The 26,480-nt window shown below is 67.9% G+C and carries 22 protein-coding genes and 2 pseudogenes; 8 read left to right on the forward strand and 16 right to left on the reverse strand.

Annotated elements, in window-relative coordinates; all coding sequences use genetic code 11:
• Nucleotides 1-16 precede the first annotated feature (16 nt).
• Both OG729_RS10015 and OG729_RS10020 read left to right on the forward strand, forming a co-directional pair.
• Nucleotides 17-991 (forward strand): hypothetical protein, encoded by a 975-nt coding sequence (locus OG729_RS10015; protein ID WP_405805607.1) that lies wholly within the window; start codon nucleotides 17-19, stop codon nucleotides 989-991.
• Between the two features lie 55 nt (nucleotides 992-1,046).
• A complete protein-coding gene (locus OG729_RS10020; RefSeq protein ID WP_405805608.1) occupies nucleotides 1,047-1,583 on the forward strand; it encodes a hypothetical protein in 537 nt (178 codons plus the stop codon).
• A gap of 87 nt (nucleotides 1,584-1,670) precedes the next feature.
• Here the strand turns inward: OG729_RS10020 and OG729_RS10025 are convergent.
• Together OG729_RS10025 and OG729_RS10030 are read right to left on the reverse strand one after the other, a co-directional pair.
• Nucleotides 1,671-2,108, reverse strand: a pseudogene (locus OG729_RS10025) (DUF6596 domain-containing protein); the annotation flags it as partial.
• 88 nt (nucleotides 2,109-2,196) lie between these two features.
• Nucleotides 2,197-2,727: an adenylyltransferase/cytidyltransferase family protein gene (locus tag OG729_RS10030; RefSeq protein ID WP_405805609.1), complete on the reverse strand. Its 531-nt coding sequence runs from the start codon at nucleotides 2,725-2,727 to the stop codon at nucleotides 2,197-2,199.
• Between the two features lie 111 nt (nucleotides 2,728-2,838).
• On the opposite strand from OG729_RS10030, the gene OG729_RS10035 reads away from it, so the two are divergent.
• The gene (locus OG729_RS10035; protein ID WP_405805610.1) at nucleotides 2,839-3,504 is read left to right on the forward strand and encodes a hypothetical protein; all 666 of its coding nucleotides are present in this window, start codon (nucleotides 2,839-2,841) and stop codon (nucleotides 3,502-3,504) included.
• Nucleotides 3,505-3,845: 341 nt separating this feature from the next.
• Here OG729_RS10035 and OG729_RS10040 read toward each other — a convergent pair whose 3' ends face one another.
• The 3 genes from OG729_RS10040 to OG729_RS10050 form a co-directional block, all read right to left on the reverse strand.
• On the reverse strand, nucleotides 3,846-4,070 hold the full coding sequence (locus OG729_RS10040) for a hypothetical protein (protein WP_405805611.1): 225 nt from the start codon (nucleotides 4,068-4,070) through the stop codon (nucleotides 3,846-3,848).
• A 60-nt stretch (nucleotides 4,071-4,130) separates the two neighbouring features.
• Nucleotides 4,131-6,215, reverse strand: coding sequence for a WD40 repeat domain-containing protein (locus OG729_RS10045; protein ID WP_405805613.1), 2,085 nt, complete (start codon nucleotides 6,213-6,215; stop codon nucleotides 4,131-4,133).
• Between the two features lie 208 nt (nucleotides 6,216-6,423).
• Nucleotides 6,424-6,870, reverse strand: coding sequence for an NUDIX hydrolase (locus OG729_RS10050; protein WP_405805614.1), 447 nt, complete (start codon nucleotides 6,868-6,870; stop codon nucleotides 6,424-6,426).
• 335 nt (nucleotides 6,871-7,205) lie between these two features.
• Here OG729_RS10050 and OG729_RS10055 point away from each other — a divergent pair, with 335 nt between their 5' ends.
• From OG729_RS10055 to OG729_RS10065, 3 genes and pseudogenes are all read left to right on the forward strand, one after another.
• Complete coding sequence (locus OG729_RS10055) at nucleotides 7,206-9,932, forward strand: hypothetical protein (protein ID WP_405805616.1); 2,727 nt, start codon at nucleotides 7,206-7,208, stop codon at nucleotides 9,930-9,932.
• A 718-nt stretch (nucleotides 9,933-10,650) separates the two neighbouring features.
• Nucleotides 10,651-10,842 (forward strand): annotated as a pseudogene (locus tag OG729_RS10060) (DUF1918 domain-containing protein); the annotation flags it as partial.
• Nucleotides 10,843-11,204: 362 nt separating this feature from the next.
• Nucleotides 11,205-11,981 carry a DUF6875 domain-containing protein gene (locus OG729_RS10065; RefSeq protein ID WP_405805617.1) on the forward strand — a complete coding sequence of 259 codons (777 nt, stop codon included), beginning with the start codon at nucleotides 11,205-11,207 and terminating at the stop codon, nucleotides 11,979-11,981.
• A 386-nt stretch (nucleotides 11,982-12,367) separates the two neighbouring features.
• Here OG729_RS10065 and OG729_RS10070 read toward each other — a convergent pair whose 3' ends face one another.
• From OG729_RS10070 to OG729_RS10105, 8 genes are read right to left on the reverse strand one after another with little or no spacing between them, the layout of a single operon-like run.
• A complete protein-coding gene (locus OG729_RS10070) occupies nucleotides 12,368-12,886 on the reverse strand; it encodes a hypothetical protein (RefSeq protein ID WP_405805618.1) in 519 nt (172 codons plus the stop codon).
• Complete coding sequence (locus OG729_RS10075; RefSeq protein ID WP_405805619.1) at nucleotides 12,883-14,640, reverse strand: type IV secretory system conjugative DNA transfer family protein; 1,758 nt, start codon at nucleotides 14,638-14,640, stop codon at nucleotides 12,883-12,885. Before OG729_RS10075 ends, OG729_RS10070 begins: the two co-directional genes overlap by 4 nt.
• A complete protein-coding gene (locus OG729_RS10080) occupies nucleotides 14,640-16,193 on the reverse strand; it encodes a type VI secretion protein (protein WP_405805620.1) in 1,554 nt (517 codons plus the stop codon). The genes OG729_RS10075 and OG729_RS10080 overlap by 1 nt, the downstream gene beginning before the upstream one ends.
• Nucleotides 16,193-17,722, reverse strand: a complete 1,530-nt coding sequence (locus tag OG729_RS10085) for an SCO6880 family protein (protein WP_405805622.1) — start codon at nucleotides 17,720-17,722, stop codon at nucleotides 16,193-16,195. Before OG729_RS10085 ends, OG729_RS10080 begins: the two co-directional genes overlap by 1 nt.
• A gap of 3 nt (nucleotides 17,723-17,725) precedes the next feature.
• Nucleotides 17,726-19,588, reverse strand: coding sequence for a hypothetical protein (locus OG729_RS10090; protein ID WP_405805624.1), 1,863 nt, complete (start codon nucleotides 19,586-19,588; stop codon nucleotides 17,726-17,728).
• Complete coding sequence (locus tag OG729_RS10095) at nucleotides 19,578-20,369, reverse strand: hypothetical protein (RefSeq protein ID WP_405805625.1); 792 nt, start codon at nucleotides 20,367-20,369, stop codon at nucleotides 19,578-19,580. Before OG729_RS10095 ends, OG729_RS10090 begins: the two co-directional genes overlap by 11 nt.
• Before the next feature lie 2 nt (nucleotides 20,370-20,371).
• On the reverse strand, nucleotides 20,372-20,746 hold the full coding sequence (locus OG729_RS10100; RefSeq protein ID WP_405805627.1) for a hypothetical protein: 375 nt from the start codon (nucleotides 20,744-20,746) through the stop codon (nucleotides 20,372-20,374).
• Between the two features lie 13 nt (nucleotides 20,747-20,759).
• Complete coding sequence (locus OG729_RS10105) at nucleotides 20,760-21,551, reverse strand: hypothetical protein (RefSeq protein WP_405805628.1); 792 nt, start codon at nucleotides 21,549-21,551, stop codon at nucleotides 20,760-20,762.
• Nucleotides 21,552-21,905: 354 nt separating this feature from the next.
• Here OG729_RS10105 and OG729_RS10110 point away from each other — a divergent pair, with 354 nt between their 5' ends.
• A complete protein-coding gene (locus tag OG729_RS10110; protein WP_405805630.1) occupies nucleotides 21,906-22,997 on the forward strand; it encodes an NlpC/P60 family protein in 1,092 nt (363 codons plus the stop codon).
• A gap of 29 nt (nucleotides 22,998-23,026) precedes the next feature.
• Nucleotides 23,027-23,563 (forward strand): hypothetical protein, encoded by a 537-nt coding sequence (locus OG729_RS10115; RefSeq protein WP_405805632.1) that lies wholly within the window; start codon nucleotides 23,027-23,029, stop codon nucleotides 23,561-23,563.
• 207 nt (nucleotides 23,564-23,770) lie between these two features.
• On the opposite strand, the gene OG729_RS10120 is transcribed toward OG729_RS10115, so the two are convergent.
• From OG729_RS10120 to OG729_RS10130, 3 genes are read right to left on the reverse strand one after another with little or no spacing between them, the layout of a single operon-like run.
• Complete coding sequence (locus tag OG729_RS10120) at nucleotides 23,771-24,403, reverse strand: hypothetical protein (RefSeq protein WP_405805634.1); 633 nt, start codon at nucleotides 24,401-24,403, stop codon at nucleotides 23,771-23,773.
• The gene (locus OG729_RS10125; protein ID WP_405805635.1) at nucleotides 24,400-25,812 is read right to left on the reverse strand and encodes an alpha/beta fold hydrolase; all 1,413 of its coding nucleotides are present in this window, start codon (nucleotides 25,810-25,812) and stop codon (nucleotides 24,400-24,402) included. Before OG729_RS10125 ends, OG729_RS10120 begins: the two co-directional genes overlap by 4 nt.
• A 14-nt stretch (nucleotides 25,813-25,826) precedes the next feature.
• A complete protein-coding gene (locus OG729_RS10130; protein ID WP_405805637.1) occupies nucleotides 25,827-26,477 on the reverse strand; it encodes an NUDIX domain-containing protein in 651 nt (216 codons plus the stop codon).
• Between the last annotated feature and the right edge of the window lie 3 nt (nucleotides 26,478-26,480).

Here is a 26,480-nt window from a genome sequence, read left to right on the forward strand (position 1 = left end):
ACGGGGGAGCACAGTCATGGCCGCACGCAACCGGGACAGAGTCGTCCACTTCTACGAGATCGCCGACGCCGACGCCCCCGCAAGCCACCGCCTCCCGCACCGCGACTGGGGAGCGCACATCCGCCGCCTGTGCGCCCAGCCGCCCTCGCAGCGCACCTCGCGCACCGGCGACGAAATCCTGATCGGGGCCGTCGACCCTCTCCAGACTGCCCCGCATCTGCTCCTCGCCAAGGTCCGCCAGGACGTGCCGCAGCTCATCGACCATGTCGACGGCACCCTCAGCCATCTCCAACTCGCCGCCGACAAGGAGCTGGTGGACGTCACCACGGTGTACTTCCCGCCCTTCGGCAACGTCGTCGCCACCATGGCCGGCGGTATCTCGGCCCCCCGTGCCCAGGCCCTGAAGCGCTGGCTGGACGACATGCACGCCGCCGCCCCCGAGGTCCGCAACATCGAGCTGCGGCCGGTGGTCAACGCCCGCTCCCGGGAGAAGCTCGCGCACGCGGCGGCCATCGAGCAACTGACCGTGCGCATCGCCCCTGAGCCGCCCGACAGCCCCACGGCCCTGCGCGCCAGCTCCGACCTCGGCACCGCCCTCAGTCGCCTGCACGAGGACAACCCGGACATGATCATCACGCTGAAGCTGGAGGTGCCGAAGAAGTCCCGCGTCCTCTCGCCCCGCCGCCGCGCCCGCGGCCACAACCAACTCCTCGACTCCACGCGGGTGTTCGCCAACGACATCGAGGACTGGCTGGACAACTCTGATGCCGTCGACACCGCCGCCGCGCAGGCCCGCATGGAGGCGTGGCACAGCGAGGGCGACGACGAGAAGATCGACTTCGTCAGCGAGCGCATCACCGCGAAGTGTGTCGTGCCGTTCTCCTCCAGCGACGGCCACGCCATCGACCTCCAGGTGGCCCTGAACAAGCTGGAGCGGGTCTCCCTGGAGAACGAGAGGGTGCTGCGGGCCGCTGTCAGTGCCGACCTCTAGCCTGGAGGGCAGCTGGGCGAAAGCCCTGGTCGGGGCGCGCGGGGGAGGGGCGGGTATGGCGAGTGTGGTGGAGGCGGTGCGCGGGCTGCTGAACGCCTGGCGGTCACGGCCGGCGGCGGACTGGCTGGTGACCGCGGTCATCCTCGGCGGGCATGGTCTGCTGGTCGCACTGACCGGACGCGGCGACATTTTCGGCGCACCCAACCGTGAACAGCGCTTGGAGATCTACACGACGGGCGCCACCGTCGTCGCTTTGGTCGGCAGCTTCGTCACAGCGGCAATCTCGCAGTACGCAGCTGCGACGGGAAGGCGCATGCGGACGCTGCGCACAGCCGCGCATTTGGCATCGCAATTCCGGCGGAACTGGGTCAGTGTTCTCTCGGCGACCCTCTTGATCTCGGGTGTCTGCCTATTGGCCACAGCGCTGGACACCACGGAGGCCGATCCCGGCGGCGTCCACTGGATGGTGGAGGCAGCGCTTCTACTTGGGGTAGCTCGGTCGTATCGGCTGCTCTGGCTGTTCGACGCGGTGATCAAGGCCACAGACCGAGACCTGGCAGATAGTCCGGAACCTCAGCAGCTGCGGACGTGAGGCGTAACAAGCCGCACAGACAGTGGTCGATAACGGAGGTATTCCTGGGGCCGCTCCGAGTGCTGCGGGAACTCCGGGCGCGACCCGTCAGTGAGACCGGCGGGCGTTGAGCCGGGCGGCCTGGCGCGTCAGGTGGTCGCGTTCGGCGAGGTTGGGTGCCTTTTGGGCCGCCTCGGCGTACAGCCGTGCCGCCGTCGCCAGGTCGCCGTCACGCTCGTGGAGGTACGCCGCCACCGCGGCGTGGCGGGGCAGTGAGCTGTCGGTCAGGCGCGCGAGCTCGTCGTACCACTCGACGATCTGCACCCAGTCGGTCTCCTCGGCGGTGGGTGCGTCAGCGTGGAGTGCTGCGATGGCGGCCTGGGCCTGGAACTCGCCCAGCCGGTCGCGGGCGAGGACCGCCTGCAGGATCTCGACGCCTTCGGCGATCGACTCGGTGTCCCACCGGCCGCGGTCGTCCTCGGCGAGCGGCACCAGGCTGCCGTCGGGCGCGGTCCGGGCGGCGCGCCGGACGCGGTGGAGCAGCATCGGTTACTGAGATTCAACGGGTGATGTCGCGGGGCCGTGTGTCCTGAACTGCAGGGACCCGCGTCCGCCGAGCGGCATCACACGAAGATCACGAGGAGATGCCTCGCGCCAAGCATCTTCCAATGAGGTCAGTGGTAGAGACACCCGCCGTGTACTCCACAAGCTGCAACTTCCCCGCAGCGACCACCGGACCGAAGACCTCTTCGATGGCGTCTGGCGAGATGTCGTCTCCGTGCACGACCACTGCGATGTCGTGATCGTCCAGGAACTCAGTCGTCACGCGTTCCGGAGCGTTCGGTATCACCGCATCGACGTATCGGCATGCCTCGATCACCGTGACCCGCTCGGCCAGGGTCATGATGGGCCTTCGCTTGTACTGGGTCACGACCTCGTCTGAGAGTAGGCCGACGATCAGCCGCTCTCCGAAAGCGCGCGCGGCCTTGAGGAGCGCCACGTGTCCCGGGTGGAAGAGATCTCCCACCATGTCGACGTAGACATTAGTCCGATTGCTCGTCTCAGCATGGTCGGCCACGGCCGTTTCCCCCTCTGCATCGTCCGGCTGACCAACCCTGAAGTGATCACTCCTCACTGTCAACCACGAAGCCGATACCGCGATCACCTGATGATCTTCGTCTGACGGCAGTTGCCGGAGGCGTGTCTCTGCAGTTGATGACGCACCGCCCGCGACATCACCCGTTGAATCTCAGTAACTGACCTGATCCTCAAGGACATGCACGGGGTGTACGAGGGGCTCAAGAACATCGAGTCCTACGTCAACCGGCGTATGAACCGGCTGAGCAGAACCCTCGAGGGCCAGGCGAACCGGACCATCCAGTGTCCCGAATGCGAGCAGTGGGCCCTCCTGCTCGGCCCGGGCCGTGAGGAGTGCCTGTTCTGCGGCGGGAATGGGCTCGACGCCATGCACTGGCGCTACATGGATGCGCATCCTGACCTTGCCTTCCTCGTGACGCCGTGCCCGCAATGCGATGAGGAGACCCTCGTCGACGACGTAGAGTTCGCCGACTCCTCCCCGCACCGCTTGCTGTACTGCTTCAGCTGTGCCGCCCGCTACAGCCCGTCCGAACTTGCCCCGTGCACCGCATGCGGTCGCCGCTGGCCCGTCGAGGGCGACGACGACGGGACGACGCAGACCCTCTGTCAGGGCTGCGCCGCGCCCAGACGGCACTGGCGGAGGATGCGGAATGACGTAGCCCGTCACTCAACTCACTGCGAGCGGTTCGCCCGGCGCCGCGGCGTACGCCCGACGGGGCGACCGGTCGCCACAGAGAACAGCCCCGGCTGGGGCCGGGGCTATGGATGGGTGGCGCAGTGGCCGGGGGGCTTCGACTACCGATCAGCTTCGGTCAGTCGAGGAGCAGTGCCAGCACCCCCATGACGGTCAGGGTCCGGTGAACGCACCCCAGCCGTGAAGATCCTCCCAACCCCGGTGCCGGGTACCGGCCGCCGTGCCGCTTCTGGTGCCGGACACTCCCGCAACCGCCGGTACCGCGGCCTGTACGGTGTACGCGAAGACCGCGACGCCGACGGCGCACAGCAGGCCGAAGACGGTCCAGGGTGATGCGGAGGGTCCGGCTCGTGTAAGAGCCGGATCGGCAACCTAATCGCCCAGAAGCTCGACCAGCAAGGCGGGTTCATCGACGTCGAATCCGACCTGTCCAAGCCCTTCCACCCGCAGCACGACGCGCTTGTGCAAGGCGACGACACCCTGATGGCCGCCTACGCCCTGCCGGACTTCTCCTCCTCTCCTTCCACATCGGTAAGGAGATCCGGCATCTGGACGAGCTGTGGGGACATGACGTGGACCTCGATTTCCGCTTCCTCAAAACCGGGCACGTCGCCGGACTGCTCGAAGCGGCCCGGTTCACGGTGGAGATGCTCATGGAACGCACCCGCGCACTCGGGAGTGACGGAACGCAGCCGCGCCCAGTTAGGGGCCGCCAACTGCAGCGAGCGCTGCCCGGGCTCGCCGCCGGAGCTGAGAGGCCCCCATGACCTGCAACTTCAGGACGGAAAGTGCTCGATGGTCGTGAGGCCACCGCTTCCCGCGACATGCAGGGTTCCGGGCGGGAAGAAAGAGAGTGCGAGCGGCCTCTGTGGTACGGAGACTTCGCCCATCTCGGCACCGTCCGGCAGCCGCCAGGCGCGAACCGTCCTGTCCCGAGTGCCGACGAGCAATGCGGTGTCGCCATCGAGCACGCAGACGGTGAGCGCCACAACAACGGTGTCGGAGGTGTCGAGTGTCGCCAGTTCGTCTCCCGAGACCACGTCCCACACCCGGATAGGACCGTGCGGCTCCGCAGCGGCCAAGATGCCAACTGCGTCGACCGCGCCGAAGGCGAGAGCGCTCACCGGACGCGCGGCGCGGAGGTCCAGAAGCCGCTGGCCCGAGACTGCGTCCCACACCAGGATCTTCGCGTCCTCGTCGGCCGAGGCAAGAGCCACGACCGCGCCAACCTGTCCTGCTGCGAGTCGCGTCACTGCCGCCGCATGGCCGCGCAGACGCAGGAGCGGACGACCAGTGGCCGCCTCCCAGGTGCGTACCGTCCGGTCGGCTCCGGCAGAGGCCACGACGCCACCGGCCACGGGGAGGAAGGCGAGGGAGAGGATCCTGTCGGTGTGGGGTGTGGGCACCAACTGGAGTGCCCCGTCCACGGTGGAGTGGACCCGTACTGTGCCTCGAGCGGTACCGCAGACGACCGTGTCGGCCGCCGGGCCGAAGGCCACCGAGGTGATGGGCCCGTCATCCGGGTCGAGCGCCCAGCGTACGGAAGCGGTCGCGACATCCCAGAGTCTGAGGGAGCCATCGAGGCACCCTACGGCAGCCGCCGTGCTCCCATCGAGCTCGGCCAGCGCAAGCGCCTGGACGGGGCCACAGTCCGTCGTCAGTGCCCGCAGAGCCTTTCCCTTCGCATCCCAGACGCGCACCGTCCCGGTCGCGCCGCCGGATACGAGGACCGCTCCGCCCGGCGAGGGGGCGGCTGCCAGCGCGGCCGGCCAGGCGTCCTGGGCTGGCCACTTGTCCAGGGGGCGCCCGTCTGCCACTTCCCAGGTTCTGATCGTTCCGTCGTAGGAACAGGAGGCCAAGACTGCCCGGCCCTCAAGGTCGAGGAACGCCAGTCCGGTCACTGCCGCGCTGTGGCCACGCAGCGCATGCGTCCGGGTGCCGGTCAGGATGTCCCACACTCGGATGACGTGGTCGGAGCAGGCTGCCGCGACCACACCCTGCCCCGCCGCGCCGGTGATCGCCACGGCGTTGACCCATTCGGTCTGCGGGGTGAAGGTGCGCAGCGACTCACCCGTGTCGGTGTTCCAGACGCGCACCGTTCCATCGTCTCCGCCGGAGACGAGCAGACTGAGGCCGCTGACGCGGGCGGTCGCCAGCGCGTTGACCGTCCGGTCGTGGCCGGTCAACGCGCCGACCTCTGTTCCGTCTCTGCTGCCCCAGCCCCAAATGTTGCCGTCCGCGCCGCCCGAGTAGACCAGTCCGTCGTCGTCCAGGTCATCTCGCGCGGTGACGGCCCTGACCGCGCCGCCATGGCCTCCTCTCGCGTGGAGCAGCCCGTCGTCGCCGGTCAGATCCCAGGCCCAGACGGTGCTGTCATCGCCGCCGGTGACTAGGAGGTCGCGCCCGCCGTCCGACCCCAGAGCCAGCGCGCGGATCGGTTGCCCGGCTTCGGCCGTCTCCCCGAGCGTCTTCAGGGGATCGACTGAGAACACACCGAAGCCGCCGCCGGTTCGCGCGAGCGCGAAGGCCGGGCGGTCGCCGACTGCCCCGAAAACAGCGACGGCTTCCTGACCGGGCAGACCGCCGGCCGCTCCGGCAGCGTGCCCGACCTCGCGGCGCGTCAGCGGGGGGAGGGTGTTGGCGACGAGGTTCGACCGCACGCCGCTGATCTGCGCGATCAGGGAGTCCAGGATTGCGCCAGCCCTGACGGAATCGGCTCCCTCGTCCCAGGTCACCGTCCTCGGTAGCGGAGCGGCGCCGAAGACCTGGAGGCGGCGGTGGACGGGCTCACGAGGAGACAGATCTTCCGTGGCGCCGCCGGACGGCATGCTCTCCATGGCCTTCAACAGGCGTGTCGACACGATGCCTTCCGTCCGCGCGGACCAGGACTGCCGTATCGGACCGTGTTCATAGGTGAGTTGGGCGCGCCCATCTTCCGATAGGTCGATGGTGAAGCGCTCCGGGTATCCCTCCGCCGGCTGCTGCCCGACGATCTCGTACCGGATGCTGCGGGCTGATGCGTGAGACGAGACAGGCGGAAAAGGCGACATACTCTCGGTCTTCCTTCCGTCAGCGGGGGAATACAGGGACCACGACCGGGCGGTCTTCCGGTCCGCCAGGCCAGAGCCAGAGAGTGCCGGGCGGTGACGTGCCGTTCAGGCAGGATATAAGCGGCTCCCCGCGTCGGCGGGACGGGTGCGCGGCCAGGCGGGCCAATGCCTCGTCGATCGGGACCCAGGCGGCTTCCAACACCAGCTCGTCGGGATCCAGGGGGCCCAGTACCCCCGTCGGCCCTTCCGCGCGGAAGGTGAAGACGGTCCAGGTGCCGTCCCAGTCGGGATCGCCGGTGACAGCGTGCTGGGAGACGCAGGCCAGACTCGTCGCCCCGGCCAGGGTCAGTCCGGTCTCCTCGTAGACCTCTCGTACGAGAGCCTGGTGCGCGAGCTCTCCCGGCTCGGCAACACCACCGGGGAGCACCCACTGTTCCGGCTCTCCTGGCAGACGTTCGCGAACCATCAGCAGACAGCCGTCCTGTTCAACTATGGCTGAAACGATGGTTCTTGACGTACTCGACACCAAGACGCCTTTCTCTCCCGACCTGCGCTAACGATACATCGGGCACGTGTACGATGCGCCAAGTCCTCTTGCAGGCAAGGGCGTTACACGGTCGGCCCCTTGAACTGGCTACCGACTCAAGCGAAGTGACGAGTGGATTGTCGTGGTGAGAGCGACTATGACGGTTGAACGCGGCGAAGAGCCCTCTGCTCCGGGCGCTGTCGGCGGCCCTCCTCGCGGAGGGTGGCCCGCCCTCGACGGAACCAACTCCACCGCCGAGTAAGGAGTGTGACGCCATGGCGAACGACCAGCCCTCAAATCCGCCGCCCTCCAACGTTTTCGACGCCGTCGAAGTCCATTATGAAGCACTGCCGGTCTCCGAGATTGCAGCCTCTGGGCAGGGTATTCCTTCGACGCTTTTCGCCTCTCCGGAGAAAATCGCCGAATGGGACGGCTTGGAGCGGACCTTCGGAGAGCTCTCCCGTCGCGTCAAGGAGCAGGTGGCCTCGGATGTCCAGGGAACTTTCGAACAACTCCAGGAGCAGGTGTTTCGTGAGGTCGCTCACGAGCCGTCATATGTCGGCGGACAACTGGATCGCAAGAATCTCCGCATGTATGAGTGGCAGCGGGGAGAGCTGTACATCCATTCCGCTGCGCTGATTCTCGACCCGGACACCACTCTCGAAGTGAGCTATGAACCGGAAGGTCGTCTCAAGCGTCTACTGCTGGAGTCGGACGAGAGGAGGATCACTTACCTGGGAGAGCTCCCTGACGGGGTTACGCAAGAACAAGGCAATGCTGTCGCGGTGTGGCGCTCCCAGAAGGGGAAGAGCGCCGTTTCAGTAAGCGATACCGAGTTTCTAAATGACCTGTCGGATATTTATCTCGATCCTTTTCGTGAGGCTCTGGCGACACGTCGCCGTTTTATCGAAGAATACAGTATTGAGCCGTACAGGATTCGCCTCTCCTATGATGACCAGCCGTACTCGGTAAACTACTCGCAAACAAAATTCAGGCGCTCGCACATCCATGCGCTCCCCGTCATTCGTGAGGCTCCCCTGGACGCCAGGGAATCCATAGCCTCCAGCACGCGCGGAACAGGCGAATTCGGTATGCGCCGCGAAGCGCGTGCCCGCGCTGTGGTGAACCGGGTCATGGAGGGTGGCGGGCCCGACGTTGATTCCACATCACCTTTGAAGTACGCGTTGCTGTGGGTGCGCGACAATCGCGATCAGGGCGCCTTCATGGACACCAAGCCGGAGATCCTCAAGCAGACGATCGAAGTGCTGCGGTCCACGGAGCCGGACCGGAAAATTCTCCTTATCGGAGACGACCTCTTCCGCGGCCGACCCGAGCTATTCTCCGCCTTCCAGGAAGAAGGGGTCCTTGATGGCGTCGACACCGACTCGCTGATCCGTTTCTGGGCTGCTGAAAAAAATGGCGGGACGGCGCTCACGCATGGCGAACAGGCGCTCTTTCTGCACTATTTCAACACGGACGCGGACATCGTCCAGGTGGGGATAGAGAGCGGGGCGCTCGAGAGCGCCATCTGCCTTGGAGTCCCGACGGTCTACTTTCAGGCGAGAGAGCACGTCGGAGACAAGGGGACACGCTGGCAGCTTTACTGGGCGAAATGGTCGTTTGGTGAGAGCCGAGTCGCCGAGGAAGTGGACGGCAGCAAGAAGTTCTTCGCTTCCGGCCGCCCAGTCAAACTGTTCGACAGGTCGGGAGGGGTTTACCCTCCCCCACTGATGACCGTTCGGCGCGTGGAATTCGGTCCGGATCTTCCCGAACTCGAGGATAAGGAAGCAGAGCCGGTTGCCGTCTACTACCCCGCGAAAATCACGGTGGGAGTCGATCGGATCAGCAATCTTGTGGAAAGCGGTGAGCTGGCCGACATGGCCTCTGCGTTCGACCAGGGGTGGAGTCGAGAGGCCTGGCGTACGAGCGAGTACTACGCTGACCAGATCCACCGCTGGGCGCTTGTGGAGACGACCGACTGGGAGGTCGCGGCAAGAAGGTACGAGGCGGTCACACACGCCCTCAACGGCATGGTCCACCCCGCAGACGGCGAAGTCCGTCGCACGTACGAGAGTGCGGGATACCACCTCGCCGGACATCATGACCAGGAATCCGGCAGCGTTGTGGATCCGGGCGGAATCTCCGCTGCGTACGGTGCCGCTCCCCAGGATCGCGGCACCGCCGTTACTTCGGCTCTCAACAAGCTTCTGGGCGACGAAGGCTTCAAGACGCGCTGCGTTCACGATCTGCGGCTTGTCAGCCTGTCAGCTGAAGAGCGAGCAAAGCTGGCCTCGTCCATCAAAGAAGTGGCCGCGGCCAACGAAGTTCTGCGCGCAATCGGAAACTGCGCCCCGGATGGTTCACCCACGACGAGCAAGCACGTAGCCGAAGCCTTGTCCGTGGCACTCCCGCGTCAGCAGAACCGTTCGCTCAACAGCCGCGCCGGAGCGGAAGCGGCGCCGCTCGGCGAGGGGCGACCCCAGGGCTCCCCGGCCGACCAGACCCGCCCAACGGCGCTCGGTCCCGCCCAAGCCCCCCGCTCGCTGGCCTTGCTGGGCAGCGATGAGCTCGTCCAGCATCATGCCGACCTGACGGATGCCGCGCAGAACCTGACCCAGCGCGTGGCCACCACCACCGCCGCCGCCCAAGCGCTGGCCGACCGGTACGAGCAGGACGGAGGCCAGACCGTAGCGCGGCTCACGGCCTCCGGGGCAGAACCTGAGCTCATCGAGCGCGCCAGGGGTGCAGCCGCCGAAGACGTCGCTCATGCCCGGGAGGGGGCACAGACCGTGCAGCGCAAGTTGAACGACATCAACGGCCGTATCCAGCAGGCGGCCCAGGAAGTCGAGCGCCGTGCCGGACTTACACCGCAGCGACAGCAGGCTGAAGACGCCGCCCGGCAGCAGCACGCGGCGCAACAGGTCCAGGCTCCACAGATACAGCCGCCCGCTCCGAAGATCACCGGTCCGGAAGGACCCGCCCACGGCGGAGTGTCGCTCTAATCGTGAGGAAGCCAGGTACGTGTAACTGGACGGCGCCGGCCGAGACGGCCTCGGTCATTGCCACAGCGACTTGCACCAATGCTTCTTCGCACGAGTCCGGGTGGTCCACGGTGTGAGTGGGGGCAGCTCTACGGCTTCGTCGTACTTGCCCGGCCTCGGCCAGCGCCGCAGCGACGGACGTCAAGGCATAGGCCCGATTTTAGTGGTTGGTGAGGGCGCTGGCGAGATGCAGGGCTTCTTCGCACCGCCCGGCCCGGGCCAGCACCTCGGCGATCTGGGGTTGGAACTGGACAAGCCGCGCGTACTGGTACTCGGCAAGGCGTCCCTGGCTGGCTGGAGGCGAGCGGCGCTTCGGATAGGCGGCCTGCCCAGACTGCTCCTCGGTGCCCCTGTGCGATTGGTCACGGGCGAAGACGTGAAGTCCGCCGTCGGCTGTCGCTGGGCATGCTCCCAGATAGCCGGGGTTACCCGCGGCCCCTGGGAAATCAGAGCTGCCGACACCGTCTCGTACTGATCTAGGGCCCGTGTGACGGAGGAATAGCAATGCTTCCGATGCCTTGCGCCGGGGCGCCGGAAGCGGGGAGCATCGCTCGCACTCCAGCAGTTCCGCGACGAGTCGCGTGGGAACCCGTCAGAGCGATACTGGAAACGGGTGTACGCCGCGAACCCGCGACGGTGACTCGATCGGACGTGTCCGATACGAAGAGTTAGGATTGCGATGGAAGCGAACGAAGGCGACACGCTACTCGTGCATGGCATGACCGTCGGGCACCCCGATCAGGAAGTCGAGATCGTCGAGGTGCTGGGAGTAGGCGGTGAGCCGCCGTACCGGATCCGCTTCGAGGACGGCCACGAAGCCGTCGTCTCCCCTGGGCCGGACGCGGTTGTCACGCACCCCGTTGAAGCCGATCAGGCAATGGAGATGATTTCCCCGACTGAGGCTGACGCTGCTGCCCTCGCCGCAGCGCTCCGCAGGACGACTCAGCAACTGGCGGACGCGCGTCAAGGCACGCCGGAATTTAGGCACGAGATGCGAGACTTGCTGGTTGAGGCGGAGAAGCACGCCGAGGATCTGAAGTTGCCCGAAGTTGCCAAGGCTCTGCGACCTGAATCCTGACCCCATGTCATGCTAGCGGGCTCACCGAAGCGCGGTGCGCCTTAGTAGATGCTGCATGCTTTTCGTGCCCTACGGTGTGCTGTCTGAAATGCGGGAAGCGCCCTCAGGTGAAAGGATAGATCCAAGCATCAGCATCTAGTGGCAAGGATGGCGCGATGCATGGATCTCCGTCGCCACAGGATTTCAATCTGTTGACCCCTGCACAGATTCAGGCGCTGCCACAGAGTCCTGATTCGAGCGCCTTGAATGCCATGCTGGAGTGGGTCCAAGACTTCATCGCCAAGCCGCGCAGAGAACGGGACCCCTCTAACCCAGAATCACGCCTTGCCGTCTGCCCCTTCATGCCGGGTTCTCTCAAGATGGGGCTTACTTGGTTCGCCCTGGCTCAAGGTCCTGTCGAGAGCCCCGATGACGTAATCAGGGTGGTCGAGTCCTACAAGGATCCCCTCAAAGCGCTCCCGCCGACTTCCGGGATGAACGCAAAATTCAAAACGATCATCATCGTATTCCCAATGGTGACCCGGGATATGGCGCCACATTTCATCGACGGGGTTCATGCGAGTGTGAGTGGCGAATACAAATCAGATGCGCTCATGCTTGGCGAGTTTCACGAAGAAAACCGCAAGCCTGGACAGTATAACTCACTTTTCTTTCCGTTGCAGAGCCCGGTTCCTGCTATGGCAATTCGGCTGATGGTGGCTCGTGACTCGATATTTCTCACGGCTGACGCTGGCGATCCGCTGAAGACTTTGGAAAACCTCAAGGCGTACGCAAAGGCGATTCCGCAGATGGAGCCCCCGCCCGGTGACGTCGAGGAGATGATGAGAATTTTGGCGGAGAAAATGGAGGACATCGAGAAGAGGGCACGACGGGTTCCCCCGGACACCGAAGGCGATGATGTTCTCCCGGACGCCGAAGATGAGGAGAACTAGGCAACCGGCGCTCGCGTAGTGGTCGCTACACACGAAGACCCGGCACATCAGGGTTCTGATAGAGGGGTCCTGGCGACGCATTCACGAGCTCAGCCATCCTTTAAGTGCTGACGGCGACCGGCCCTATGCCCTGGCCTTCGAAGAACCCACCCATACGTCAAAGTCGGTCGGTCAAAGGACCTTGAGCTCAAGAAGCGCATCATGAAGCACGAGCACGAGCACGACGCGGCGATCCAGTTCTGCCTACTCTTCGATGCCTGGGCTCAGACCCCTGCCCCGACGCCTACCCGTGGGAACAGCGAGTCTTGGACCGGCTCGACACAGTTGTGGCCGACTCGCCCCACGTCAAGTGCGGGTCTGGGCGGTCCGGGGACGCCCGGAGGCGGCTAAAGCGGTGCGTCAAGCTGTGCGATCTCCCGGTAGGCCGCAGCGGCGGACGGGTGCTGGGCGGGCTCGGTGGTGGCCTTCGAGGTGAGCAGGTACATCTCGAACTCATCGGCGGAACCCGGCATCGGGGGCGGGGGCTGCGGCGGGTCCTCGTGGCGGCCGGTCGCGCAGGCGGCCAGCTGAAGACGCGGGGTGAGAGCGTGCAGCGTGTTGATCCAATCCGCTTCCGCCAGATCGCGACCCCCGCCCGGCTCGCCAGCGTAGATGCGTACCCAGCCCACGTAGAGCGCGGTCAGGTGCTCCACCACCGCGGAGTGCCGGTACCAGCAGTGCGGGATGACGTTGTGCAGTTCAAAGGTGCGGCGCAGCCAGTCAACCCAGACGGCCATCTCCCGCAGCCGTTGGCGCCGTTCTGGCGGGGACATGGCCGCCCACACCCAGCGCCGGGGCTCCGGCGCCTGGGCGGGCGTCTGGATGCCGGGCCACAGAGCTGCAGGGTTCTCCAGGGGATCAGTCATGGCTGGCCGCCCTTGTCGAGCGCGACCGCTGCCTGCGGTGCGGCACCCATGGCGGCGGCTTCCACCGCTGGTGTGGGCGCGGGTGGGGTGGCAGCGGCGAGGAGCTTCTTGAGGTCCTTGTCGCGGAACGTGAGTCGCATCTTCACCTTGATCGGCGGGAGGTTGGAGTACTGGGCGATTGCGGTGAAGTCCGGCAGCTGCTGCAGCGAGTGGACTGGGGCGAGGTCGGTCTCGGTCGCTGAGGTGTTGGTGGAGAAGGAGCCGCCGGAGCGGCCGTGGGAGGTGCGCTCGATCTCGGTGCGGCCGTAGAGGCCGGAGAAGTAGCGCAGGGTCTCCAAGTCGCCGCACCCGGGCAGCAGCATCCGCAGGCCGCTCGCGGAGAGCACGGTGTTCGCCTTCTGGGTGCCGAGCCGCTCGCGGAGCTGGGAGAGGTCGTGCCACACGGTCAGGACGTCGATGCCCATGCCGCGGCCGGTGGTGAGGATGTTCGGCAGGCGCGGGTAGCGGAGCATATTGCCGGCCTCGTCGACGAGCACACCCAGGCTCGGGTCGAGTGGCTTGCCGGTGGCGTTGTAGCGGACTTCGGCGCCGTGGATGATCGACGCGATGATGGAGGTCAGCAGCGGGGCGAAGCGTTCGGCGTCGGCTTCGGAGGCGATCAGGCACACGGTGCCGTTCTTCTCGAGCAGCTGCTCCACGGTGAAGTCGGTGCCAGCGCACGTCTCGCGGACCTCTTCGTCGGCGTAGACGCGGGCCAGGACGTTGAGGCTGAACTGAACCGAGCCGATGCCGTCCTCGTGCAGCCGTAGCCACGGGGAGGCGTAGTCGTCGGCGACTTCGCTGTAGCCGTGCTGCAGCAGCACGGCACGGACGTGGTCGACGGCGTCCTTGCCCAAGCCCAGCCAGCGGCGCATCGCATTGATGCCGCCGCCGGACAGGTACGCCGCCAGCAGCACGCCCTTCAGCACGCTCTTGGCCTGGTCGATCCACGGGGCGGCGCGCTTGTCGTCGCCGGAGGAGGAGGCCTCGGCCATCCAGGCGGCCATGCGGTCCGCGGCCTTGGCGTCGGTGCAGTACTCCACCGGGGACCACTTGTTGGTGGCCCGGCCGGGGATCCCGGCGGGAGCGATCACCCACACCGGGCCGAGCGCGCGGCGGCGGGCGTAAATGATGTCCAGGTCGGCGGCCTTGGTAGTGGTCACCACCAGCGGGCCCTGCCATTCGGCCGCGTTGGGCAGCACCAGGCCCGTGGTCTTCGACGATCCGGGGACGCCGAAGACGGTGGCGCTGATGTTGGGCTGGGCGGCCACGATCTTCTTGGTGCGCATCCCGCGCCCGGCGGTGAGCCGGTTGGCCCGGGCGGCCGGGTCCTGCGGGGCGGCGAGCTTCCGCTCGACCTTCGCGCCGCCCCACTGCGCGCCGCCCGTGCGGCCATGGCCGTTCAGCGCGGTCACCGCCTTGAGCACCACGGCGAAGATCCCGACCACGAGCAGCACCAGCAGCAGGTAGAACAGCCAGCCGGGCGGGGCCGGGTCGTAGACGTGGCCGGGACCTCGGACCAGCGCGGTGAGCACCGTGGCGGGGATGGGGTGGCTGCTGTGGGCCCAGCCTCGGCCGGACAGCCAGGCGGCGAGCGGGGCCGCCAGCAGCACCGCGCCGCCGACCGTGAGGACCAGGCCCGCACCGTAGGCGGCGAGCAGGCTGTTGTCGTCCAGGCCGCCGGCGGCCCCCGGGCCCGTCTTCTCGGCGGGCATCAGATCACCATCTTCTCGTCGGTCTCGAAGAGCTTCTCTTCGGTGTGCGACAAGACGAGTTGGACGGCATGGGAGCCGCCGCCGCGGCCGACCTTCCACAGCGCGCGGCCGCGCTGGCCGGCTCCCCAGGAACCGATCAGGTCGCATTCAGCATCGGTCAGCCCGATCACCTCGCGGGTGATCTGCAATGGGCGGGTGTCCTGCGCGAGCTGGATGCGGGTCTCACAGGAGGAGATGAGGTCCTTGGCGATGGCGACCGCCTCGGATCCGGCCGCGCCGACCGACTCGAAGTCCGAGAGCCGGTGGGTGGCCAGGACCTGAATGGTGCCGGTCGCCCGGGACAGCCGCAGGTCGGCGTCGATCTTTTTGACCATGGCAGCGCCGCCGGAGCGCATCTGCCGCCACAGCTCGTCACGGACGACGACCCACGGGCGCGTGCCGGGCCGGTCGATGGCGGCCTGCGCCCAGGAGGAGACGCAGGACAGGACCATCGCGACGGTCTCGTCGCCGTAATCCTGCAGCGCGCTGATGTCCACGCTCTGGATCGGGGCGTCCCAGTCCAGGCCGATGCTCGTCTCCTGGTCGAACAGGCCGCCGAGGTGTCCGTTGACCATGCCGCCCAGGGCGGAGCGGATGGAGGCCATCTGCTCGCGGGCGCGCTGCACTTCGCCGTCACGGACGCGCAGTTCGCGGGCCATCTCATCGGTCGGGTCGCGCAGCTTGTCGTAGACCAGGGGCAGGGTGGGCACCGCGAGGCGGGTCTGTCCGTACAGCTCGCCGGTGACTTCGCGGACCGCGACGTCCAGCGCCTCTTCCTCTTGCGGCTCCAGGGTGCGCTTGAGCTGCAGCTCCAAGAGGGCCTTGAGCAGAGTGAGGCGGCGGCGGTGGATTTCCTGCATGCGGCTGCGGAGTTCGGCCGGATCGGTGACCTTGTCCAGGCCTGTGCCCAGCGGTCCGGCGTCCAGCGGGTTCAGGCGGCCTGGCAGTCCGGGGCCGAGCCGTACCGGCTCCACCCCGAGATGTCGGCACAGCCCGGCGTACTCGCCCTTCACGTCCCCGGCGATCAGCGTGCGGTGCCCGAACGCCATCAGCCGGAACGCCAACGCTTTGACGTGCGCGGACTTCCCCGAGCCGGGAATGCCGGTAATCATGACGTTGGGGTTGGTGCACAGCCCTTCGCTGACCCAGACCGCCGGGTGTGCGGAGAAGGCCTGCGTGGTCAGGGTGTTCTGGCCGATGTATGCGCCGACGGGCGGCAACGAGGCAGCGTGAAGGAACGGGTAGGCGCCGGCTGCGGTCGTGGTGTCGGCGCGGACCACTTCGGTGCGCGGCAGGGACGCGGCCCGACCGGCGTACGGCTGCGGCCAGCCCTTGCGGGGAGCGACCCGCATGACCGTGTCCGGGTTCTCCAGCAGCCGCGCGCGGCGCAGTTCGCAGGCGCTGGGCGCGGCCTGGGCAGGGATCGTCCTGGCTTCCAGACCACTGGCCTCGCCGAGCCCGGCGGCCTCCAGCAGGGTGTCGCCGCCGGTGCGGCGGCGCGAGAGCAGACCCATCAGAACCCCATCCGTCGATCTGGCAAGCCCTGGCCCAGGGGCAGCGCGCTGGCGGCGAAGCCGACGTCCTGGGCTCCCCACATGCGGCGCAGCTCCAGGCCGGAGGCGGCGGCGTCCGCCTGGAGTTCAGCGCACGCCGTCTCCAGCTCGCCCACGTCGGTGACGGTGACCGCGAGGACCGCGGTCATCCGCACGACGCCCTGGCCGGCGGCACGGGCGGCGTCCTGGGTGCGGGCGATGCCCGCCTCGCGCCGCTCGTCCTCGCTCTCGTCCCGGCCGGTCTTGGCCCGCAGCTGGCGGGCGGAGTTGCGCTTGGCCTTCTCCCGCGCCAGTTCCTGACGGGCACGGCGGGGCCCGATCGGCTCGTAGATCAGGCTCATGCTCCGCCGGGCATTGCGCCGCGGCCGCAGCAGCGGCTGCAGGAACGTCGCGTACACCTCGGACTGCGGCCACGTCCGGACCTGGTAGGTGACCGTCCAGGCGCCGTCGTGCCGGTAGGTTCCCCAGCCGGTCTCGGCGGCCGCGGGCCCGGCGAGCGCCGGGTCGACGCCCGGCGCGGTGCCGGTCCAATCCTTCTCCTCCGCGGCTGCGTTGCGGGTGGCGAGTGTGAGCTGGGCGTCGGGGTCGTACGCGGTGCGCACGGTCTGCGCGACGGCGCGGGGCGAGAGCCATTCGACGACCTGCAGGCTCGCGGTGCTCAGAGAGCCCAGCATCGCGGTCGTCTCGCGCACCAGGACGGCGGCCGCACCGACCTGGCCGCCGCCGGCGCCCTTGATGGCCAGCCGGGCCCGGCTGGCCGACATGGTCACCGACAGGTAAGTCTCCCGGGAGGTGGCGGCCGGTCCCGCTCCCTCCATCACCTCGGCCAGCGCGGTCACCGCGGCGGCCGGAGCGTCAGAGGTAATGTGCCGCGCGGTCCACGAGCGCAGGGCAGCGCCGTCGTCGGGCAGGCACCGCTGGTGCACGGCGATCCGCACGATGGGGGAGTCCTCGGTGCAGAACGACCTCAGGAGTCCGGCCCAGGCGGCGACCCGGGCATCCTGCTTGTCGTTGTCCACCAGCGCCAGGCCGGGGAAGGTGATGCGGGCGACGGCGGTGTAGACGCCGGTGACCGGGTCGTGGGCGACCCCGAGCTGCCCGCCAAGGCCGTCCGGTGCTTGAAGGATCCGCAGCCGGGCCAGGACCCCGGGCAGGTCCATGGGCTGCTCGCCCGTTGTCTTGGAGCTGGGGGCGAAGGCCCCGCTGAAAAAGAGGTTCCGCTTCTTTGACACGGCGATCTGATGCCTTACTGCGAGGACGATCCATTCGTCGGCGCTCAGCCCCATGACCCGCCCCAGGGCGAGCAGGAGCAGGAGCAGGGACACCGGCACGCACACCAGAGCGGCGCTCCAGCTGCCGAGGTTGATGGGGATCAGGGCGGAGATGGAGGCGGCGGCGACCAGTGCGAAGCCAGGACCGGAGAGCCGGCCCATGAATCCGCTCTTCTCGGACTGCCAGCCGCCGTAGGTGACGGGCTCTGAGTTCGCCATGGATCAGCTCCCGTTCCCGTTGATCGTGTTGGTGTTGTCGCCGGACGGCCGCGGGGCAGGCGGCGGCACCGACTCCCGAACCGGTGGTGGCGGCGCGGACGGTGCGGACCCCGCGCTGGCCGGTGCTGCTTCTGCTGAGCCGCCGCCCCCGGATTTGCGGGGCGGGATGACCACGTGGCGGCCGCCGGGAGAGCCGCCGTCCAGGCCGGCGTGCGCGGCGGTGTTCGCCATCCCGGACTCCAGCACGTCCTTACCGGCCGTCAGCACCTGCAGGGGCAGCGCGATCGACCCGGCCACCTTGGAGCCGAAACTGCGGCCGGCCGCGGCGTTGGACCCGCTGGCCATGGTCTGGGCCGTGTCCTGCTCTAGAGCGCGGGTGTAGCCGCTGCCGCCGCCGACCGCGCCCGCCCCGGCCATCTCCGGGCGGTATCCGCCCGTCATCGACGAGGCGGAGGAGCCGATCGAGCTCATCACTCCGGAGGCGACAGAACTGCCGCCGCCGACGGTCGAGAACGTCATGAACTTGGCGATCACCGGCCAGGCGAAGCAGGCGAGCAGAAAGATGACCAGGCCGACGAACATATTCTGGGCGCCCTTGCCTTCGGCCATCGCGCCGAACCCGATCGCGAAGCATGTCACGATCATCGGCTTCATGAGGATCAAGGCGATCAGGGCGTTGCGGGCCTTGGGCCACCACTCCTGGGTCGCGTCCGACATCTGGCCGGCCAGGACCACCGGCATCGTGGCCACCAGGATCATGATTCCGGCCTGGCGCAGCAGCACCTCGAGCCAGAGCGCGCCAATGGCGAGGATGCAGACAATGCCGACCACGATGATGACGCCGACCGCGGCGGCCGCCACGCCCTCGCCGGTGATCAGGGCGCCGCCGACGGTGGCCGCGCCGCCGCCACCGGTGATCAGTCCGCCGAAGAGCGTGCCGAGCTGGTGCTGCATGGCCGCCGTGGCGTCCGCTTCGCCGGATCCGCCGCCCTCGAAGGTGTAGTTGATGATCCAGGTACTGACCGCGTCCGACCAGCTCAGCGCGGTCTGGGTGGCCAGCACATAGACCGAGGAGATGACCGCCCACTTGGCCAGGCCCGCGAAAGCGGTGGCGGCCGGCTCGCCGCGCTGGCTGAGCCCGACCTTGCCAAACTGCACCAGCAGCAGGAACGTGGCGACCACGACGGATAGCGCGGTCATGAGGCCCGTGACCGAGCCGATTCCTGTCTCTTCAAGGTCGATGGTCGAGGCGGAGTTGAAGACCTTCGCGAACTCTGACAGCAGCCACACCACGGCCTTGCCGATGTAGTTCGCGGCCTCCTGCAGGGCGTCAGAGGCCATCTCGGAGATCTTCCCGGCGACCCAGTCCAGCGGGCCCTTGGCGGGCGGGGGGTACTTGTTCCCCCCTTCGCGCAGGCAGTCCTCGAACGTGCCGCCCTTCGTCACGCACTCGGTGACGTACTTGTTGAGCTTCTCGAACTCCGGCGAGTCCTTGGGGTACGCCTTGCGCCACTTCTCCAGCCGCTTCATCTCGTAGGCGTGCATCTCCTCCTTCGAGCACGTCGAGGATGCGGTGCCGTCCGCGCCCCCGCAGATGTCGATCCCGCTCGGGGGGTCGTCGGTCGCGAAGTTGCAGTTGTCGGCCTCGTCGAGGATGCAGTAGTTGCCCTGCTCGTCGATTCCCCAGGCAATGGCGTGATCGGTCCACTCCTTCGGCGGGGGCTTGGGCGGGCCGTAGTCGGCGTGCTTGCTGGGGTCGTCCGCGTACGCCGCGGGCGCACCGGCGCCGCTAAGGCCGAACGAGAAGATGAGGACCAGCAGCAGGCACAACGCCCGTGCGGGCCGGGCGGCGCGGTCAGTCCGCATGCCGCACCTGCCACCAGCCGTCCTGCCAGGCATAGGGGCTGTCCGGGTCGTAGGCCACGGGGAAGGTGCGCTTCTTCCAGTACACAGGCTCGTTGGTGATCTTCCAGGCGCCGTCCTGCCACTTGAGGATGTAGTCGGTGGTGTCACCCTTGATCGGGTCCTTGTCTGGGCCTCCGTCCGGGCCGGTGGCGTACCGGTCGAAGGACAGCCATACCTGGACGACGTCGCCCCGTTTCACGCCCGGAGCAAGGATCGACTTCGCTCGTACGGCCTCGACCGTGGTGGTGACGGTGAGCCCGGCGGGTGTGCCGCCCGAGGGCGGCAGGCCCGCGCCCTCGCGGAGCTTGCGGACCTCGGAGATCTGCTCGTCGATATAGCCGGTGGCGTCCGGTGAGGTGATGACCTCCAGCTGCTGGCGCGCCTTCTGGTCATCCAGCCAGGCGTATTCCTCGTGGTAGTACACGGCCGCCGAGATCGAGCCGAACGCGGTGTGAGGGAAGCCGGTGGATGCGCCGCCCTTCTGTCCCGTCGGCACCTTCAGCTTGATCTTCTGGCCCTTCGCCGGGGTCATATTCCTGTTCCACAGGCCCTTGCCGGAGGAAGCGGAGGGCGAGGGCTTCGCGGATGCCGAGGGCTTGGGCGAGGTGGACTCGGGCGTGTCGTCGCCGCCGAGGGCGAGGAAGGCGGTGATGCCGCCGCCAACGAGCGCGGCGCCAATGAGGGTGCCGAGTCCGATCAGGGTGAGCTGAGCCCTGCGGGCCTTGCGGTCGTGGGCGTCCATGGTCACTTCCCGTTCGACATGGTGTAGAAGGCCAGGACCAGCGAGCTGGTTACGCCGATGCCGCCCGCCCCGATCAGGGACCACAGGACGCCCTGCTTGCCGCGTGCGGCTAGCTGAGCGCGTTCGGTGTTGTGGCCGACGGCTACCAGGGCCCAGCCGAGCAGGCCGCCCAGGACCGCGCCGGCCAGGCCGAGACCGGCCGTCCAGGCGAGGATGTTGTTGACCGGGTTGTTGACCTCGGCGGGCAGGGCGGGGACCACGTTGGGCACGACGCCACCGTCTGCGCCGCCGTTCTTGCCCTTGGGGTCGTCGGCGGCTAGCAGCTGCCAGTGGGGGTCGGCGGCAAGGTTGTTCAGGGATTCCAGGATCTGGCTCATGGCGGACACCTCGTCAAAGGGCGGGGACGGAAACAGAAAGCGGGCGGGGGCGCGCGGCCTCGGGCAGCGGCTGCCCCCAGGCGGCGTGCGCCGATGCAAGGACGGCAGCGGCGAGTGCGGCGGCCGCCTGCCGGGTGCGCGGGCGCAGCCGGGCCGGCTCGCGCAGGCCGTGCGCCCGGATGCTCGGGTCGTGCGGGAGGTTCACCACGGCGGCGGTGCGGGCGGTGAGCATCGTCGCCCCGGCCCGCACGACGGCCGGCGGGCGGCCGTCGGTGCTGGCGACCAGCACGGCGACCGCGCGCTGCAGCGGCAGGCCCTCGGCGTGCATCGCCATGACGGCTTGCTGCAGGGCCTGGACGCCGCTGGCGGTCGCGGCCGCGCAGAGCACCGGTACCGCGAACGGCAGATCACACCAGCCGCGGGTCTGGCCCGCACGGTCCTCGCAGCGCGCGGCGAGGACGTCGTGGGCAACGGGGTGCGTGGTGTCGGCGATGACGGTCTGCCAGCCGCCGATGGCGGCCAACTGGTGCCAGGCTGCCGGATCCTGAGGAAGGGCGAGCGGCGCACTGTGCCACTCCCGGCCGTCCGTCAGCACCTGCCAGCTGGCATCCGCGATACCAGGCCGCTGGGCAGCCGCCTGCTGCACCCGGGCCCGGGACAGCGGCTGATCGGCAGGCAGCGCGGCCAGTCCGCCGGCGTTCTGCCCGGCGGTCCAGGCGGGCCAGGGCGAGGACAGCCGCGGGCTGGTGTCCAGCACGACCACCCGGCCCGATGCCGCCAGCCCACAAGCCAGCAGATTGGCCACAGTTGAGCGCCCGCTTCCTCCGGTCGCCGCCATCACAGGCAGCACCAGACGGGCCCCCTCCGGCAACGCCGGAGGAGAATCGTTCCTTTTCCCCACCATTCCCCCGATATGGCGCCGTGAGCGTTCGCATGCGCGAATAATTCACGCCTGTACAACCGCATGCAGCGCGCATCGAAACCCTACACTCCACACCTCAGCGTCCAGTTAACGAATTATCAACAGTCCCACTGATAGGCACAGATGGCATAGTGTCACGCAGGATTGCGGATTCTTGGGGGTCCGATTCCCGCCGGAATCGCCCGGGAGGGCGGGTTTCGGGGAGCAAACTGAAGAGGCAGGCCAAGGGGGGACTGCGTGGGCAGCATCAAGCGCGGGGTAGCGCTGGTGGCGGCCGGGCTGATCATGACGCCCGTGGCGCTCGGCCTGGGGGTGGTGATGCTCATCGCCGCCTTCGACGACGAGGACGGCGGCGTTGGGCAGCCGATCGGCAGCGGCTTGAGGATCGGCGGCAAGAACGGAGTGCCCGCGCAGTACGCGCCACTGATCCTTGATGCGGCAGCCTCCTGCGACCAAGGGCTGCCCCCGACGATCCTGGCAGCCCAGCTGAAGCAGGAGTCGAATTTCCGGCCAGACGCCGGCAGTGAGGTCGGCGCGCAGGGAATAGCGCAGTTCATGCCCGGTACCTGGCAGACCTGGGGCAGGGACGGCAACGGGGACGGCAAGAAGGACGTGTGGGACCCGCAGGACGCCATCCCCGCCCAGGCCGACTTCATGTGCTCGCTGCTGAAGAAGGGCAAGGCGCATCCGGAGTACAAGGGCAGCCCGGTCGAGCTAGCGCTGGCCGGCTACAACGCGGGCTGGGGCCGAGTCGACGAGTACCGCGGCGTGCCCCCGGAGTCGTTTGCGCAGGGCCAGACCTACCACTACGTCAAGATCATCATGGCGACGTCGGCCCAGTACGCTGATCAGGCCCCGGTGGGCAATGCCCAGCTGCCCGACGGCTACAAGCTGCCCGCCGGAACCCCCAACGAGGTCCGTACCGCGGTCGCGTGGGCGCTGAAGCAGCGCGGCGGCTGGTACCAGTGGGGCGGAGACTGCACCAACGGCCTGGGCAAGGATCCGGCACACCGTTGCGACTGCTCCTCGCTGACGCAGCAGGCCTACAAGGCCGCGGGCATCAACATCCCCCGCACCACCTACGACCAGGTCAACACCGGCCGCCAGGTCAGCATCGACAAGCCCAAGCCGGGCGACCTGATATTCAACCCGGGCAGCGACGGCTCCGACGCCCGGCCGGGCCACGTGGGCATGTACATCGGGGACGACATGGTCATCGAAGCGCCGAGGACCGGCGTGCAGACCCGGATCGTCAGCTACAGCAGCTGGCGCAACTCAACCAGCGCCATCACGCGGGTCACCGAGGTCCGCCGGGTGGTGAACTGGTGATCCGCCGCACGACCGCAGGGAGTTCCGCAGTGCCCGACGAAGAGCTCTACCGCCCCTGGGGCACCGTCACCCCGGCCTTCTGGGGTACGGGCGCCCCCGAAGCGGCGGCCTTTGCCGAGCAGCCGCCGGTGCCCGCCGCCATCCGCGACCGCATGGCCGCAGTCGCGGCCGCCTCGACCGCTGGGCATCCGGCGGAGGCCGCCGCACTGGCGCACCGCCTCGATACGGAGATCACCGCGCAGTACGGCGAAGCGCATCTGCACACCGTTCATATCCGCGAGGTCCGCGCGCACCTCGCCTACCTAGCCAACGACCACGTCGCCGCGGTGGGCTGGTATCTGCACACCGCCCGGCTCCGTGCCGCCGTCCAGGGACAGGACCACCCCGACACCGCGCAGGCCACCCGCCGCGTCTACAGCCTGTGGCGCACCCTGCCCGCGCCGGACGCCGGACGCCTGGGCGCCCAGTTGCTCGCCGCGGTCATCGACATCCACGGTCCCGACGCACCACTGGTAACCCGCATCCGCCGACGGCTTGCCTCGCTCACCACGGCCGCGCGGGCCTAGGCCGACGACTGTCGCAGTACGCAGAGGTATGGAGGCCTCGGCGCGGCATCGCGTCCACACAGCCGCGGGTCCCGCGGATCGGCACGGTGGTGTATTCAACGGACGCTCAGACGCGGGCGAAGCTGCGCGAGCTGGTGCAGGGCCCACCGCTGCCTGCTACCCCTCCGACGTCGCTGAAGTAAGGCACGGATGGGGCAGTAAGTGTGCTCAGGCCGGGGCCGGGGTGTCAGGAAATCGCTGAACCGAGATGCCCGTTCCGAATGCCCGGTGGGGGCCGTCTATCGCGATGAAGTAGGCGTGGCTGGCCGGCGGAACGTAGTTGCGCCAGTCCTCTCCCGAGGCGACGCGCCGCCGGATCTCCGTCGTAGTCAGTACGTCGGCGCCGACGTCACGGAAGACGTGCACGCGTTCCCCTCGTGCGCGCCAGAGGTCGGCTTTCACCCTCTCGAAGTCGTCCTTCTCCGTGAGGCAGATGATCCGGTCCGGCGGATAGAAGCCGGTGACGAGGTCCCAGCCGATGTCGTGCCGGGGCGCCACCGACACCGTCACCTGGTCCTGGAGGCCGTACTCCTCCAGGCCGAGCCGCATGAGGGTGGCCCGCTCCCAGGGTGTGAAGGGGTTGCGGTGCGGGTGGTAGGCCTCTCGCGAGTGCCGACCGTATGCGCCTTCGGACTCCCAGCCGAAGTGGGCGGTCAGCACCGCCGCATGGGGCATCTGCAGGTGCTCGATGCTGTGGCGGAGAATGTGGAAGTGGCCCGTGTGGGGTGGCTGAAAGCGGCCCGTCCATACGGCGTGGGTGTCCTTGCCGACCTTGCTGTCCTTGCCGTCCCGCTCCATCACAGGCGCTCCGCGATCTGGGACTCGGAGTCGATCAGAGCACAGGTGGTGGCTTCGATCAGGTAGGGGGCGCTCTCGCTGGCCGAGAAGTTGTGATCGGCCTCCGGCACGGTGGATAAGCGTTCCTGCGGGATGCCGGGGAAGCTCATCCCCTGGGTATAGGGGTCCGCCCCAGCGAGCCAGAGAGCGGCTGCCCGGTGGCTGTGACGGTCCCACGCCTTACCGGATTCCCTTATGTGGTCCATTCGCAGCTCCAAGCCGTGTCGGTACGTGCGTCCCGTGATTAGGAGTTCGTCCAGCTGGGACGGTGAGAAGAAGACCCGGGACAGGTCCTCCAGACGGCACAGCGGTGCCAGGCACCAGACGGCATCGGTGGTGCGGGACGCGTTGTGGGATGCCTGCAGAGCCGTCGCCCCGCCCATCGAATGGCCCACGAGGACAAGGGATTCGACTTGGTCGGAGAGCCAGGTACTGACCGTCTCGACCGACTCCACCTCCGTATCGAAGGTCCTGAAGACGGACGTGGAGTCGCCCGAGCCCAGCGGATCGAGGCAGATCGTCTCGTACCCTTCCCAGGCCCACGCACGGGCCAATCGGCTGTACAGGCCGTACGGCCCGTGACGGGAACTACCGAAAAATCCGGGGACGATGACGACCCCGCGGCCGCGAGGAGCCCAGCTCGGCCTGGCGCGGGTGATGGCGACGTACCCGCTCCGGGAGGGCAGTCGCGTCACCTGCACATCGGGCCAGGTATGTCCGGGGAGCGCCTGCGTGGCCGTCCATTGGTCGGAGTTGCCCCTCCAGACGCGGAAGCTCCCGTTGGGCACGCCCAGGAACCTGTAGCGCGGGTCGGTGGGCAGTATTCCGTTGAGGAGATGCGAGATCATGAGGACGGTCGAGTTGCTGCCGACGACGAGTCGGCCAGGGCAGCGGCTGCGGCCCTCGGCCGCCCACCATTTCAGCAGCCGAGCCTCGGCCGAGGACGCGCTCTCTGCTCCGGATATGCGGAGTTCGAATGCGCTGATGACCCTGTTGCGAAAGAGGTCCAAGGAGGCGAAGGCACGGGGATGCGCGGTGCGAAGCTCCGCGTTGGACCTTCCCGCGGCCTCCCCCAGGTGGAACGGCGACAGCGACAGCTCCCCCTCGTACGGGACCCGGAGCAGCTCCGAGAGCAGTTCCGCCGACGTGATCGCCTGCGGCGTCGGCGTCGCCACGATGCCGGTGGGCACGGTGAGCGTGCCCGACATCAGCCGCTGGGCCAGCCGTATCGCCTGCTCGTGCCCCCTGGGCGTGACCTTGTCCAGAGGGGAGTCTCCGTGGACGTCGATCAGGTTCTTGTCCGTCTCGACGTGGCGGGCAAGGATGATCTGGCTGCCTGCCGGCCCCGTGCCCGAGGTCCCCGAAGCGCCCATGGATGCTGCCGACGTCAGGAGATCGCGAGCGGGCCGGCGTTGGTGAGAAGCCTCTCGGCCATGATGAGTGCGGTCAGGTAGTACTGCTGGATCCTCGGAAGGAAGGAGTCGGCAGTCACCTCCATCTCGAACTCCTCCCAGGACTCCCCGCCTGACTTCTCGTAGGTGTGGCCCGGCAGTGTCAACGAGTGCGTGGCCCCGGTGAGCAGGCGCATCCCACTCTCGATCGGCAGCCACACCAGGGCGGACACCTCGTCCGACTCGGCCTTGTACTCGGACAGGGGGATGTCGCACTGGTAGAGGTAGACCGACTGGTACTCGCGGTTGCGCTGTCCGTTCTTCTGGTCCGCCACTTCCACTCGCTCACCGAGGTAGTGCAGGCGCGAGGTGTCCACCTCGATGCCGAGCTCCTCGGTCACCTCCCGCAGTCCTGCCTCTACGGGCTCGCCGGCCTCGAGATGCCCGGCAGCGCTCACGTCAAGCAGTCCGGGGAAGTTCTTCATGGTGTCCGAACGCTTCTGCAGAAGGATCTGCCCGCTGCGCTCGGCGGATACCACCCAGCAGTGGAAGGTCCGGTGCCATTTCCCCTGCACATGGGCCTCGATGCGGTCCATCGCACCGAGATGGTGCAGGTTTGCGTCGTAGATGTCGATTCTCTCGGCCATGGG

Source organism: Streptomyces sp. NBC_00210 (assembly GCF_045160975.1).
In the GTDB taxonomy this organism is placed as follows: domain Bacteria; phylum Actinomycetota; class Actinomycetes; order Streptomycetales; family Streptomycetaceae; genus Streptomyces.